Source organism: Mesorhizobium sp. M0293 (genome assembly GCF_040321735.1).
Lineage (GTDB): Bacteria > Pseudomonadota > Alphaproteobacteria > Rhizobiales > Rhizobiaceae > Mesorhizobium.
On record NZ_JAMYSA010000036.1, the window covers coordinates 1 to 14,157 of the forward strand.

7 protein-coding genes and 1 pseudogene are annotated in these 14,157 nt (G+C 57.1%); 6 read left to right on the forward strand and 2 right to left on the reverse strand.

Annotation, left to right across the window (positions count from 1 at the left end; all coding sequences use genetic code 11):
- The first annotated feature begins 415 nt into the window (after positions 1 to 415).
- Genes NKJ06_RS15650 through NKJ06_RS15670 form a run of 5 tightly spaced genes read left to right on the forward strand, consistent with a single transcriptional unit; the run spans position 416 to position 6,225 of the window.
- Positions 416 to 1,849, forward strand: coding sequence for a hypothetical protein (locus tag NKJ06_RS15650; protein WP_352810175.1), 1,434 nt, complete (start codon positions 416 to 418; stop codon positions 1,847 to 1,849).
- 40 nt (positions 1,850 to 1,889) lie between these two features.
- Positions 1,890 to 2,660, forward strand: coding sequence for a hypothetical protein (locus NKJ06_RS15655; protein ID WP_352810141.1), 771 nt, complete (start codon positions 1,890 to 1,892; stop codon positions 2,658 to 2,660).
- Positions 2,660 to 3,973, forward strand: coding sequence for a methyl-accepting chemotaxis protein (locus tag NKJ06_RS15660; RefSeq protein WP_352810142.1), 1,314 nt, complete (start codon positions 2,660 to 2,662; stop codon positions 3,971 to 3,973). Before NKJ06_RS15655 ends, NKJ06_RS15660 begins: the two co-directional genes overlap by 1 nt.
- On the forward strand, positions 3,970 to 5,010 hold the full coding sequence (locus NKJ06_RS15665) for an OmpA family protein (protein WP_352810143.1): 1,041 nt from the start codon (positions 3,970 to 3,972) through the stop codon (positions 5,008 to 5,010). Before NKJ06_RS15660 ends, NKJ06_RS15665 begins: the two co-directional genes overlap by 4 nt.
- A 60-nt stretch (positions 5,011 to 5,070) precedes the next feature.
- Positions 5,071 to 6,225 carry a DUF4236 domain-containing protein gene (locus NKJ06_RS15670; protein ID WP_352810144.1) on the forward strand — a complete coding sequence of 385 codons (1,155 nt, stop codon included), beginning with the start codon at positions 5,071 to 5,073 and terminating at the stop codon, positions 6,223 to 6,225.
- 33 nt (positions 6,226 to 6,258) lie between these two features.
- On the opposite strand, the gene NKJ06_RS15675 is transcribed toward NKJ06_RS15670, so the two are convergent.
- The gene (locus NKJ06_RS15675) at positions 6,259 to 6,993 is read right to left on the reverse strand and encodes a thermonuclease family protein (protein WP_352810176.1); all 735 of its coding nucleotides are present in this window, start codon (positions 6,991 to 6,993) and stop codon (positions 6,259 to 6,261) included.
- A 608-nt stretch (positions 6,994 to 7,601) separates the two neighbouring features.
- On the opposite strand from NKJ06_RS15675, the gene NKJ06_RS15680 reads away from it, so the two are divergent.
- A complete protein-coding gene (locus NKJ06_RS15680; RefSeq protein WP_352810145.1) occupies positions 7,602 to 13,190 on the forward strand; it encodes a DUF3320 domain-containing protein in 5,589 nt (1,862 codons plus the stop codon).
- Positions 13,191 to 13,227: 37 nt separating this feature from the next.
- Here the strand turns inward: NKJ06_RS15680 and NKJ06_RS15685 are convergent.
- Positions 13,228 to 14,157: pseudogene (locus NKJ06_RS15685) on the reverse strand (IS3 family transposase); the annotation flags it as partial.

Consider the following 14,157-nt stretch of genomic DNA (forward strand, 5'->3'; position numbering starts at 1 on the left):
CCCCCCCTTTCGCGCGCCCCCCCCCGCCCCCCCCCCCCCGGCCCCCACAACCCACCAACCCCCCCGCTGCGGCGGGGGGGCTTATCCCCGGGCTTGTGGGGGGGGGGGGGGGGCCCGCCGGGGCCCCCCGCTTCTGCTACTGCGCAAACGCCTCTGGAGTCGATTTTTAGCAGCTCATTGGCGTGATCTTCAGTTCCTTCGCCACAAAGCCCGGCGGAGAAGAGTATGCTGCCTGGCCTATTCATTGGCCCAAGTCCGCTTGCCACGGCAGCTATCGTTGTCATTTTTACATCAGACGATCGTCTCGTGAGCAGTGGACCGCAAAGTTGCGAAGACGCAGTTGCCCTTTGCTTCTACTGTGCATAGAAGCCATTTGTGCGGGCAGAGTACAAAAACTGGGTGCGGTGCTGTGGGAATAAAATTCGAAAAGCTGAATAAACTGCGAGAGTCTCTGCTAGAGGCAAATCACGATTTCCGCGCCAGCACCCAATTGTTCAATAGCTTGGATGTCGCGAAAATTGATCGCGAAATGGATCTTGGAGATCGCGGAAAGCAGCGGGGCGAGGCGAACCAACCTTCGAAGGCGGCCAAGAATTTCGACGACGTTGAGCATGCAGTTATCGAGAGGGTCGAGGACGAAAAAAAGGCGGCACACCACACCCTCGAGGACAGCCTGCAGCTTCTCTCCGGACGTTTGGCGGGCCTCGACTTTGAAGAGCAATTCGGTCTGATCCGTCAGGCGAACGCCGCCAGTGTTTCTGATTTCAAGGCCTCGATCGCGGTAGGCCTGGACGAACTTCACGGATTGCGAAAATCGCTCAACGACGCGGAGAAGGAGCACGCCTGGTTCAAACAGAAGCACGGGCTTGTCCGCGCCGTTAGGACTCAGCACGGAGCAGCCCACGTTTTCCGAATTTCCTTGCTGATTTTCCTGTTTCTGATTGAAACCGCGATGAACGGAAATTTCCTTGCTAAGGGAAATGAACAGGGATTCTTTGGCGGGATCCTCGAAGCCGCCGCGTTCTCGTTTTTGAACATCGGCGCCGCACTGCTGTTCGCAATATTCTGTGCACGCCTGGTGACTCACAGATCGGCTTTTGTGAAGTTGATCGGCGCGCTGTCGATAGTGGCCTATGTTGGTTTGGCGTTGACCATAAACCTAGCGCTTGCGCATTACCGCGAAGTCAGCGGATCCTTTGTAGACGGAGCCGGCGTCGAGGTCGTGCGCAGCATGCTCGCCAATCCCGCCGGCCTTATGGACGTGAAATCCTGGCTTCTCTTCGCGATCGGCCTCATGTTTTCAATCTTTGCATTTATCGACGGCTGGTTCGTTCTGGACCCATACCCGGGTTATGCGGGTGTTGAAAACAGATTGGTCGCTCGCAGGGAGGACTACATCGAGCGCAAGAGCGAGTTGATCGAGGCTCTGCAAGAGGTGCGCGACGAGCACAACGAGAAGGTGGAGGATATCGTCAAGCGGCTAGGGAGCAGACGCAGGGAGCATCGGGCGATCATCGATCATCGGTCGAGGCTGCTGACGCTCTTTGCGCAGCATCAAGACCAGCTGGAGCGAGCCTGTAACCAGCTTCTCGCAAAGTATAGGGAGGCCAATACCCAGGCCCGCACAGAGCCAGCGCCAAAACATTTTGCAACACCCTACAAACTCGAGCGCATAAAATCCCAAATATCGTCCGACGATGAATGGAGCGAGAAGGACCTGGGCGCGTCAATTCGTGTTGCGCAGGAAGAACTAAACGCTCAGGTGCGGCTCATCGGGCTGGAATGCGAGCGCGGGATCGAACAGTACCGTGATCTCGACAAGCTTCATCCGGACAGCGTGAATGGCTAGGCGGGGTCGCAGAAGAAAGAAAGGCAGTGGCGGCACAATTGTGGCAGCAGCCGGATTGGCCGTGCTGTCGGCTGTGATGCTGGCCGGTTTTGTTTGGATGTGGTCGAAATCCGGGAAGGACCAAATCGACGCCGGCACGAATTGCCCACTGAACGGACCTGTAAGTCTAACAGCGGTCTTGATCGACGCCACCGACCCGATTTCGCCGATAACCATGGCGGATCTGAAGAATGAATTCCGTAAGGCCATTGGGCGCGTCGAGCCTGGCGGCTATCTAAAGATATTGGCGCTGGGCGCGACGCCCGGCGACCTTACTGTGATGTTTGATGGATGCAATCCGGGCGATGGCTCGACCGTCGACAGCTGGACGAACAATCCGTCTCGGCGGCAGAAGAAATGGGAAGATGCATTCGAGGATCCTCTGACCAAGCTTCCCGACCAGATTCCCAATGGAGAATCGGCGAGCCAATCTCCGATCATGGCCGGAATTCAGAAGATCAAACTGTCGCTATTCGATAGCGGTTTGGCGAAAGAGAAGATCGAAAAACGAATAATAGTCGCGTCAGATATGATTGAACATACGGCGCTGTACTCACAATATCGTTCGGGTCTCGATTATCAGAAGTACCTTGATAGCGCGGCTGACAGGACCTACGGGACATCGCTTGATGGCGTTGGGGTCACGATACTCTACGTCGATAGGGCGAAGAAGCCATTTGGCTCTTTCGAGCATGCAGAGTTCTGGACCCGGTGGGTTCAAAACCATCATGGCGAGTTTCAGAAGCTGGTAGGGTTGGAGGGGTTAAACTGATGGCCAAGAAGCGAGGGGAGTCTTTCTTAGGACATCCGAGCCTGCCCCTTGTCGTCTTTGCGACGCTAACCCTGGGTGGCTGCGTGTTCATCGCAATAGCCAAGCTGTCGGGCGTAGACCCGATAATGGCGGCGAGCGCACCTGTATGCCTGATGCTCATCTATCTTGCCGCGTCCGTCTTCACCGGCAAGCTGCGGCTCCACGATGAGCAGACTGGCGACAATCTCTACTATATGGGTTTCCTGTTTACGCTCACGAGTCTCGGCGTATCGCTGTTTCAGTTTGGTTCCGAAGGATCCACCGACATAATCGTGAGGAACTTTGGTATCGCGGTAACGTCGACGATCACGGGCATTGCTCTGCGGATCTTTTACAATCAGATGCGCCGCGATCCTGCCGACATCGAACGGACGGCCAGGCACGAACTCGCGGATATGACGCGTCGTGTAAGAGCTGAGATGGAAAGTGTAACCAGGGAATTCGCTGACTTTCGCCGCGTCAGCAATCAGATGTTGGAGGAGGGTTTTGCCGAAATTGCCGTTCAAGCGGAGCGGAACGGAGAGCACATAAGATCAGCGCTGGATAAAATCGCCATGGAATCGATCAAACCGGTTCAGGAGGCCTCGGGAAAGCTCAGCAACGCTTTGAGCGATAATTTTGGGCAGATCGAAAGTCAGTTCTCGTCGATCGCACAGCGCGTCGAGGCGGCAGCCGATTTGCTCGACAAAGCCAACAGCTCAATGTCCTCGTCAGTTGGCAGACTGGGTGAACAGGCCGACAGCGTAGCCACCAAGTTGGAGAAGGTTGTCGTCCCTGATGAGGTCCTTAAGAACGATCTGGCGCCGATGGTGAAACTCCTTGGCAGCGCGGTCGCTCAGTATGCTGTCAAAACAGAGACGGCTTCGCAGGAACAGCAAGCCCGCATGGCGGGCATCGTTGATGCTGTGGCTAAAGTGGCCGCAGGTGTGGAAAGGGCTGTGGCAGCCGCAGAGCAAACAGCGGAGAGCGTCCAAGCGCAACAGCGCTTGAACCAGGCGCTTGCTGAAGTGATGCAAAAGCAAAGCAAGGACACCGGAGACCTTGTCGTGACCTTGGCAGGAAGAACACTCCACGCGCCGAGGCCTGCTCCCCCTATCAACGCTCCTATCGCGATCGAACAGCCACTGGCAGGTCTGGCCGCAAATGACACCGTCGAGAGCGCACCGATTAGGGTCGAGCCTGAGCCCCAACCAGACGCTTTCCAATCTCTGGGAAACGAGTCTCCCGCAGAACGAACGGAACCGCCTAAGCGAAACAGTTGGTGGGGCCGGTGAGTGAGGCTGGCGGGACTTCGGTCGCCTTCGAGCGCAAGGGTTACGGCCGCGGTTTGATACTGGGCCTGACCATGGCCGAGACGATGCTGCTTTTGGTGTTCTGCCTGCTGCTTGCTGCCGGTGCTATCATCACGAAAAAGCAGAAAGAAACCGATGAGGCACTGCGAGCCGGTCAATCAAACAAGGAGAACGTCCAGAAGCTCGAAGCCGAAAACAAGCGGCTTCTGGCTCAGATAAAAGCGGTGTTTCAGCCCTCGATCCGAGGAACCCTTCCCGACGAAGAATGGCGCGAGCTGGTCCTGGCCAAGGATGCTGTTAGGTCGGTCAAGGAAGCAGGTATTTCCCTGGAGGAAGTCGTGCGAAATGCTCCTGTCGCGAAGGTCCTTGCGGACAAAAACATAAGCGTTGACCAGGCCAAGGCCATGATCGATGCGGCGAAGGTCTTGAAAGAATTTGGTTACATCGGCACCGACAAAGGGCTGCAGGATCTGACTGATGCGCTCAAGAAGGCTGCAGAGCCGGCGCAAGTAGCAAAACCTCACGATTGGCCGCCGATCATTAGTCTCAGCGAACTGGATGGCTATAATTTCGATACCGGAAGCGCAGAGCTCTCGGTTCCGTTCAAAACAAAGTTGCGCGATCTTGCGAAGACAATCGCCGGCACTGCGACCTCGTACGGTGTCGACGTGATTGAGGTGATTGGACACACGGACGAACAAGCGATGGCGGGCGAATCCTCCAACATGGACAAGGGGCTTCAACCGGTCTTGTCAGGGAAAGTGGAAATCGGCTCACTCCATCCCGCCGACAATGCCGGCCTTGGGCTGGCGCGCGCGATTTCAGTTACGAGTGTGCTCCGTGACATGCCCGCATTAAAGGGGTTTACGATTTTGCCGATGTCAGGTGGTCAGCTCATCCTGCCCGGCGATCATCTCACCGACGGAGCGCAGATGGGCGATGTGAGGGCTCGAAGACGCATTGAGATAAGGGTGAGGCAGCGATCAAAATTGGCGCCGGTTGGTGGCGCCAAACCATGAATGGCGGACAAAACACTGGCGCCTTAGCCGGTACGGCAGTTGAGTTGGGGGGATTGGGCTATGGGGTTTTACGTTCGAAAATCGATCAGTGCGGGACCATTCCGCTTTAACTTTTCGCCCGGTGGGGTTGGCGCTTCCGTTGGCGTGAAGGGCCTCCGCATCGGCACTGGGCCAAGAGGTCACTACATCCACGCCGGCGTCGGTGGGCTCTACTATCGTGGCACTTTAGGCAAGGCCAGCGCGAAGAAGGTAGTTCAGCTCTCTCAAACCCCGTCTGCGCCGCAACCCCGTCCACAATCTTCGCCCCCGGAATACGTCTCTGACGGCATCGTGATGAGAGAAATCGAGTCCCGCGATGTGGTGGAAATACGTGACGAGACATTCGCCAATGTGCTCGATGAAATCAATGCCAGGCAATCGCAGACGCGGCTGTCTGTAGCACTCGCGGTTTTGTTCGGGATTGCAGGTTTCCTTGTGGGGACCAAGCTCGGAGGTGCCGCACCGGTGCTGGGCATCGGTGCCTTTGTGCCAGGTATGCTCATTGGCAAATGGTTTGACAGTTACCGCCGGGTGAGCGTGCTCTATTACGATCTGGAAAAAGACGCGGAGGCCGCCTACGGGCGACTTGTCGGCGCGTTCGAAACTCTCACCGGCTGCGCAGGGAGATGGCATGTCGCTGCCGGCGGCAAGATAGAGGATCTGACTGCTTGGAAGCGAAATGCCGGGGCCAGCATGCTGGTCGACAAAAAGCCCACGACACTTACAAGCTCCTTGCCGAAGGTTGTACGCAGCAACGTTACTCCGCCTTCAATCCATGTGGGTCGGCAGGTGCTCTTCTTCATGCCTGACCTAGTGCTGGTGAAGGACGGAAACCGATACGGCGCAGTCGGATATGCCGATCTGCAGACCCAATTCGCCCCGAGTAATTTTATCGAGACCGGCAAAGTTCCATCTGATGCGGAGATCGTGAGCTACACCTGGGCTCACCCAAACAAAAACGGCGGGCCTGACAAGCGCTTCAAAGACAATCGGCAGATCCCTGTATGCCGCTACGAAGCGTTGCGGTTTTCTAGCCCGTCCGGACTTAACGAGCTGGTGGAATTTTCCAAGACAAACGTCAGCCAGCCCTTTTGCCAGGCTCTATCGGCACTCGCGCAATTGCATCGAAGCTCCGACCGCCAATCCATAATGCTAAATGCGCACACTAGGGAGTGATGGTTGGGGATGGGCTCAAAGCGTGAGCCCAGGTCAGCAAACGCCTTCGCACGGAATCCCATCGCTATCTCGATCCAACTTGCTCCCCCATGAGCAGTTGGCGAGATACCAACGCGCTTCTTCGCAAGATGAAATCTGCGTGCACAAGCGGCGAGGTTGGCATGAGTAGCTCTGTGCTACTTGGCGACGGCTGACAAGCCCAAGGGGGCTTTTGCTCGCAGATTCGGCATGTCGTTGGCGCCAATCCCAAGGGTTGTCAAACGTCCCAATCCAGATTCCAACCTTTGCGGTTTCAGCATTAGTTTGCTGTTGCGCATAGGCGCCGTGGCTATAGCGGGGCCAGTCCAAGGCTTGGCCATGTTCGACCATCCAGGACGCGACGCTGACACCGTCCGCGCGCCGACAATCACCGACGAAGCGACGGTACCGATCCCATGAAACAAATGTGCATTGGACAGGCTGCGAAGCCGCAAGGAAATTCGCCAATGCTTCGGCCGCCTGGCGCCCGCAGGGGTATTGATGTGCGCTAGCGTCATTGCAGTATTGGCGGCTTTCGGGTGCATCGATGCCGTTGAAGCGGACGCGCTGCCCGTGGATCTCTATCGTGTCTCCATCAATCACCGATGCTATGCCTACAATCGGCGCCCGTCTCGACCCGGTCGAGTTTGCTATATCCAGACCACGTAACTGGTCGCCCGAGCCTGTAAAATAGTGGGTCGCGTAAGCAGCCAAGGCCACCACGATCACCAGGATCAGAGGCAAGCGCACATCTGGAGAGAAACGTCTGCGGACGATTGGTTCCGCGCCGCGCCTTGGTCGCGCGCGGCGACGATGAGAATAGCGATTGTTATTCAATTTCCGATCCTTTGCGAAACGCAAGCTGCATGATTTGTAACGTGCCTCTGCACCATTCGTAGGCGCCTTTTTGCCTTGTAGTTCGGCGCTTTGAACACCATGGTGCCTTCGCAGATCAGCCCGAAGTCACGACTTTGCAGTCACCTTTTCCGTAAACACGACCATCTTTCCGCGCTGGAGCCTACAAGTTTTCTCGGAATGAAATTAGGAGGCCGATTCAAAAAGAAGTCGGCTTGTGCGCCAGTTGGTCGTGGCCGGCGAGGCGGATGCCAGAGCTGCCAACACCTCGTCCACACGTATGATGGCATTTTGTCCGAAAGGGAACCTTGAGATTAAGGTGGGGATGCGAAGTGTCCGGAACATTAAACAAACATCCGCAATTTTTCCACCAAGCCGCAGTGCTCACAATACTAAACGATTGAAGTGTTGGTGGCAGCCATTCGAGGTTGAAAAACCAGCATTTTATGTTGCGGACAGCCCTTGTCTAGGCTCTATGTGTCCAGCCTATCAGGGGGGTGTGAGTGTCGGAAGTTGAAAAATCGGTCTTCCAAAGCGATCTGCCTTTAAAGGAAAAGCTCGAGCGAGCCAGGATGGAATTGCTCGACCTTTCTGCTCGCAACCGACTTTTGAATGTGCCACGGTTTTCAAAGAGCGCGAAGACGATCGATATTGTCGACGAGAGGTCGTCTGAGATCTATCGATTGCTGGTGAGCGAAGGAAAGGCTTTTACCTTCCTGGCCGGCAAGCCGGATCGGCCGAAGGCAGGCCAGGTTGAAAGCAGCCCTCCGGACGAGGAAATCGACTATTCCCCCGTTGCTCTTGCTCAGCCTGAGGACGAAGGATTCGACGATAGAGGGGTATCTGCGCGACATTCTGACACCAAGCTTCAGACGAGGATGACCCCAACGGGGCTGCAGCGCCGGCTCCTTGATCTCTACCACGATGCCCGCACACTTGAGGAAGAGCAGGGCGTCAATATCCTCTTTCTGGCCCTTGGCATGCTGAAGTGGATTGACCCGAACAACAAAGAAAACATCCGTCAGGCTCCTCTCATTTTGGTGCCGGTACGGCTGGAGCGAGGGGCCGCTGGAGAAAAGTTTCGGCTGCGAGCTCGTACGGAAGATCTTACCGCAAACCTCTCCTTGGAACTCTATCTCGACCGCATTCACAAGCTCGCCCTGCCGCGTTTTGAAGTAGGAGACGACTTCGACGTCTCGGCCTATCTCGATGCCGTTGCCGAAGCAGTGTCGACCAAAGAGGGTTGGCAGGTGCTTGCCGATGATATCGTGCTCGGCTTCTTCTCGTTCGCTAAGTTCTTGATGTACCGTGACCTGGATCCGGATCTCTGGCCGGATGGCGCAAAGATTATCGAACAACCGAAGATCCGCTCGCTTCTTTCAGATGGTTTCGAAACACGCGAACCGCTGATGTCGGACGACATTGCGATTGATCCGCATATCGGGCCTGCCGAAATGTTGCATATCGTCGACAGTGACAGTTCTCAGACGCTGGCGATCCATGATGCAAGAAAGGGTCGCGACCTCGTTATCCAAGGTCCTCCCGGGACAGGAAAATCGCAGACGATCGCAAACATTATCGGGTCGGCCGTTGCCGATGGAAAGACCGTGCTGTTCGTTGCGGAAAAAATGGCCGCACTTGAGGTCGTGAAGCGACGGCTTGACACTGCGGGGGTGGGGGACGCCTGCCTTGAACTCCATAGCAACAAGGCAAACAAGCGCATGATGCTGGAGGAGTTGCGGCGCACCTGGCAACTCGGATCGCCTCGCGGACAGCTTGCTTCTTCCCTTACTGAACGCCTGCTGGAGGCTAGGGATAAACTCAATGCACATGCTACAAGGATGCATGTTCCATTTGGAACGTCCGAACTCACTCCATACCAGGTTCTTGGCCAGCTAACCCGACTAAGGCAGAACGGGCAAAAGCCAGTTGATATTGAACTTGAGGATGCCACAGCTTGGACGAATCACGGTGTCTCGCAACGTCGCAAACTTCTCGATGAGGTGTCTCAGCGGATCAACGAGATCGGCTTGCCGATCCACCACCCATGGCGGGGAGTTGGCCTGGATGTCGTTCTACCAACGACCATTGAGAGGCTCGTCCCACGCATTGCGTCGTCGCTGGATCAAGCAAAGGCTCTGCACGCCAAACTGGCCGATATTGCTGAGCGGATCGAGGCGAAGCCTCCGCAAATCCTCAGCGATAGCGGCGAGGTAGAAGATCGTGCTGAGCTTCTCGCGTCCGCACCTGGACTTCCTGCCGAGGCGCTAGTCTCGCCGGTTTGGGATGAGCGTCCAAAGGACATTGCATCGCTTCTCTGGACAGGAACAGATTTCAACCGCAAATCCAAGGAACTGTCGGAGCAGTTGGTGGCGACGGCTATCGACACGCCAATTGAAGGTCTCGAGACAGAGCTTGCTATGCTTCCTTCAGACTTTCCGAAAGATGGTTTCGTTCGTGCGCGCCAGCTAACCGTGTTGCTCCCACGCTTAAGAGAAGAAGCTGAGCGGCTAAATCAAGAACTGGGGTCTACGGTTTTACCGGACACGCTTGCAGGACTCCTCAGGTTAGTGATGACCGGCGAGAGAGTTGCGGCAGCCCCCGATGCGAGCCCTGAGGCATTCGCAGCCACAGTTTGGGACTCCGGGCTGGAACAGGCTGGTGACCTTGCCGACAGCGTAGCAACGCTAGAGACTGCTAGAGCCGAGCTTCAGGGCAAAGTTGTTGATGCCGCGTGGAGTACCAACGTGGCCGCGGCGCGGCAAGCGCTCGCCGAGCACACGGGAATATTGAAAGCATTGAATGGCGACTACCGTCGTGCCACTGCACTTGTGCGGACTATTTTGGTGGCCCCTAGCGTGCCTGCGGCGGAGATAGTGGGTCTCCTCGACATTCTAATGAAGGGCCAAGCGGCCGCAGCAAAAGTGCGCGAAGGCGACGCCTTTGGCCGTTCCGCCTTCGGAGCCGATTGGCGCGGTGAGAGATCGTCTTCGGCACCACTCCAGGCCTTAGTGGAGTGGATGCGCACGCTGAGGGGACTTGGCTCGGAACCGCGAATTATAGCCGGGCGGATGGCGGAGCGCTCTGAAGCGGGCGCGCGTGCGGTCCGAGTTCGTAAGGTGATCGACATCGGTCAGCCGATTATCGAGGGGTTTTGGAACGATTTAGGCCACCTTGCGTCATCCATGCAAGGTGACGTGGCTTCCGCCGAGCGGGCCTCGCTGCAACTGATGGAAGCGAAGGCAAGCACTGTAGCTCAAGCCGATGACGCGTCACGACAGGTTCTGACTGACGTTCCAGATCTGATCAGTGAGCGGGTGGAGATACTGCGCCGACTAGGCAGACTACAAGCGCTTGATCAAGAGATCGAGGACGGGGAAAGCCTTGGCAAGTTCGCATTCGGCTCGTCGTGGCTCGGACGAGGATCCGATTGGGCCGCTCTCGCGCAAGCCGAACTTTGGCTGAGAGAAAATGGCTCAATCCGGCATTTGGCTGCGCGGTTGCCTGAAAGAAAAGAGATCGCAAACTTGGCACGTTCAGCGCGTGAAGCGGCCCAAGCGGCAGCGCGGGAATTGAAGGCGCTTGCAGGGGATTTGAAAGCCGATGCTCCCTCCTTGTTTGGAGTAGACGATTTTCCAGACGTCGCGATAGTCGAGGTTGTTTCTCGACTGGAGGGGTGGCTCGATCATCAGGAACAGCTCTCGAAGTGGGTTGCCTATGAAGAGCGATCCGAAACAGCCCGAAAGGCTGGACTGGGACAGTTGATAGACGGCCTGGCCGACGGCCAGATTACAACAGGATCGGCGCGATCAGTCTTCGATATGGCCTACTACGAACGAATGTTTCTAGCGATGGCGACCGATGAGCCGGAGCTGGCAAGGTTCGACGGGGAACTGCATTCCAGGGCTGTACGTGACTTCGCGGATCTGGACCGACAGAGGATCAAGGCCGGTGCCATTGAAGTTGTGACGGCTCATCACCGAAAAATTCCTTCAAGAGACGGCGGAGCTGGACCAGTCGGACTGCTTCGTTCTGAGATGGCGCGCAGACGGGGCCACATGCCTATCCGGCAGTTGATGCAGAAGGCAGGGCCTGCCATCCAGGCACTCAAGCCAGTGTTCATGATGAGCCCGCTTTCGGTGGCCCAATTCCTGTCGCCCGGCAGGATGTCCTTCGATCTTCTTGTGATGGACGAGGCGTCTCAGATACAACCTGTGGACGCGCTTGGCTCGATCGCCAGGGCCAATCAGGTGGTCGTTGTTGGCGACGAACGCCAACTGCCACCCACGACATTCTTCGCGAAGGTGACAGGCTCGCAGTCTGAAGATGACGAGGGTGAGGACGCGCAGGTCGCCGACATCGAAAGCATCCTCGGCCTGTTCACGGCCCGCGGCTTGCCGCAGCGTATGCTCCGCTGGCACTACCGTAGCCGTCACCAATCTCTGATCGCCGTATCGAACAGCCAGTTCTATGAGAACCGGCTTTTCATCGTGCCGAGCCCCTATACCCAAGAGGCAGGCATGGGTTTGCGGTTTCATCATGTGCCAGAGGGGGTCTTCGAGTCCGGTGGCACAGGAACCAATCCGGTAGAGGCGAGAGCAGTAGCCGAAGCGATCATCCGTCATGCGAAGGTGAACCCGCGAGAGAGTCTAGGCGTTGCAACATTTTCGGTTAGCCAACGCCGCGCGATCCAGGATGAACTCGAATGGCTGCGGCGACTAAATCCCGATACGGAGGAGTTCTTTCACGCGCACCCCAGCGAGCCATTCTTCGTCAAGAACCTTGAAAATGTTCAAGGCGATGAGCGCGACGTGATCATGATCTCAGTGGGGTATGCCAAGAATGCGCAGGGGTACATGGCCATGCGTTTCGGCCCTCTTGGTGCGGAAGGCGGCGAGCGTCGGCTCAACGTCCTCATAAGCCGCGCCAAGCGCAGCTGCGAAGTATTCGCGTCCATCACAGACGAGGACATCGACCTGGAGCGTGGCAAAGGGAAAGGCATCTTCGCCTTCAAGCTCTTCTTGCACTACGCGAGAACAGGGCGCATTTCGCTTGCCCAGGCCACGGTTCGCGAAATGGATTCAATCTTTGAAGAGCAGGTAGCCAACGCGCTGATCGGAAAGGGTTACCAGGTTCATGCTCAGGTTGGCATTGCAGGCTTCTTCATCGATCTCGCGGTTGCTGATCCGGAGAGGCCAGGCCGCTATATTCTTGGCATTGAATGCGATGGTGCAGAATATCATTCGTCGCGCTCGGCCAGAGATCGAGACCGGCTACGGCAATCCGTCCTTGAGGATCATGGTTGGATTATTCATCGGATCTGGAGCGCTGATTGGTTCCAACGACCTCATGAGCAGCTGGAGCGAACCATACTAGCGATTGAGGCTGCCAAAAAGGAACTTGATGAGCGGGCCGAATTGGGGGTTCAGAGAAATCGTGCTGTAGCCGTTCAGGTTGTTATGATCGACCGGGGCAACGTGACGGAAATCGGTCTCGAGAGCACAAACGGATCCGAGGCTCCCAATCGAGCCTACGAGGAGACTCAGCTAAGGCGACCGGGATCGTTCGAACTCCACCAGACGCCCAGCGGAATCATGGCCGGGCTGGTCGAGCAGGTCGTAGCTACAGAAACACCAATCCATGTCGACGAAATAGTTTCGCGTATTCGGGACGCGTGGGGTCTGCAGCGGGCCGGGGGCAGGATTCAGGATGCAATCGAGCGAGGTGTAGGCATAGCACAGAGAGGTGGTGCAGTAGCCCTTCGAGGCAACTTCTGCTTCAAGCCGGGTGCTCCTGTTCGTCTTAGAGATCGCAGTGCGGTCGTGTCCCCTGGATTGCGTAAGCCCGAAATGATTGCGCAGGACGAGGTCGCCCAAGGCGCTATGGAAGTCGTGAAATCCAATCTCGGTGCGACAGAGGAAGAAATTGCCACAGGCGTTGCGAGGATGCTGGGCTTCAAAGCCACAAGCGCACAATTGAAGCAGCTGATTTCGGCCGCGGTCGTCGATTCAGTTGCCAAGGGATTGTTACGGTCCCAAGACGGCTTATTGGTGGTCGGCGACTCCACGAGCGAGAAATTAGCCGAAGTGTAATGGGGCGTCGCAGCGACCTTGACGTTGCCCCCAAGTTTTATCCAATCCTGAGTTCGCTCCGGCGATCAATGTTGCCCTGTTGGGCGGTTTGAGCGACGGGCACCGGCGCGGAGCTGATCATCGTGCGCAGCGCTGTGTCCCGTCGCGGGGTGAAGGTGTGGGCGAACTCGAAGGGGGTCTGCCATCCGAGCCGCGAATGTGGGCGATTGAAGTTGTAGTCTGCCCGCCAACTGGCCGAGACCGCGCGAGCCTGTGCCAATGAGGTGAACAGCATCTCGTTCAGCAGTTCGTCACGGAGGCGACCGTTGAAGCTCTCGATGAAGCCGTTCTGCATTGGCTTGCCCGGCGCGATATAATGCCAGTCCACGCGGCTTGCATCGGCCCAGGCAAGGATCGCATTGCTGGTCAGTTCGCTGCCATTGTCACTGACCACCATCTTCGGCTTGCCGCGTTCGATCATGAGCCGATCGAGTTCGCGGGCAACCCTCACGCCGGACAGAGACGTATCCGCGACCAACCCCAGGCACTCGCGCGTGCAGTCGTCGACGACGGTCAATATCCGGAAGCGACGGCCATCGGTCAGCTGATCCGACACGAAGTCCAGTGACCAACGGTCGTTGGGTGCAACGGGGACCATCATCGGTGCCCGCGTTCCAATGGCTCGCTTGCGACCGCCACGGCGCCGAACGGCAAGCTTCTCCTCGCGATAGAGCCGGAACAGACGCTTGTGATTGACCACATAACCTTCCCGCCGCAGCAGCACATGCAGGCGGCGATAGCCGAAGCGCCGGCGCTCATGCGCGATCGCCTTCATCCGCTCCCGCAGGTCACCATCGTCGCCACGGCTCGCCTTGTGGCGAACCGTCATCCGGCAGCAGCCGATGGTCCTGCACGCCCGCCGCTCGCTCAGCTCGAAGGCCGTGCGAAGATGCGCGACGGCCTCTCGCTCGGCAGCGGGCGTCACCAT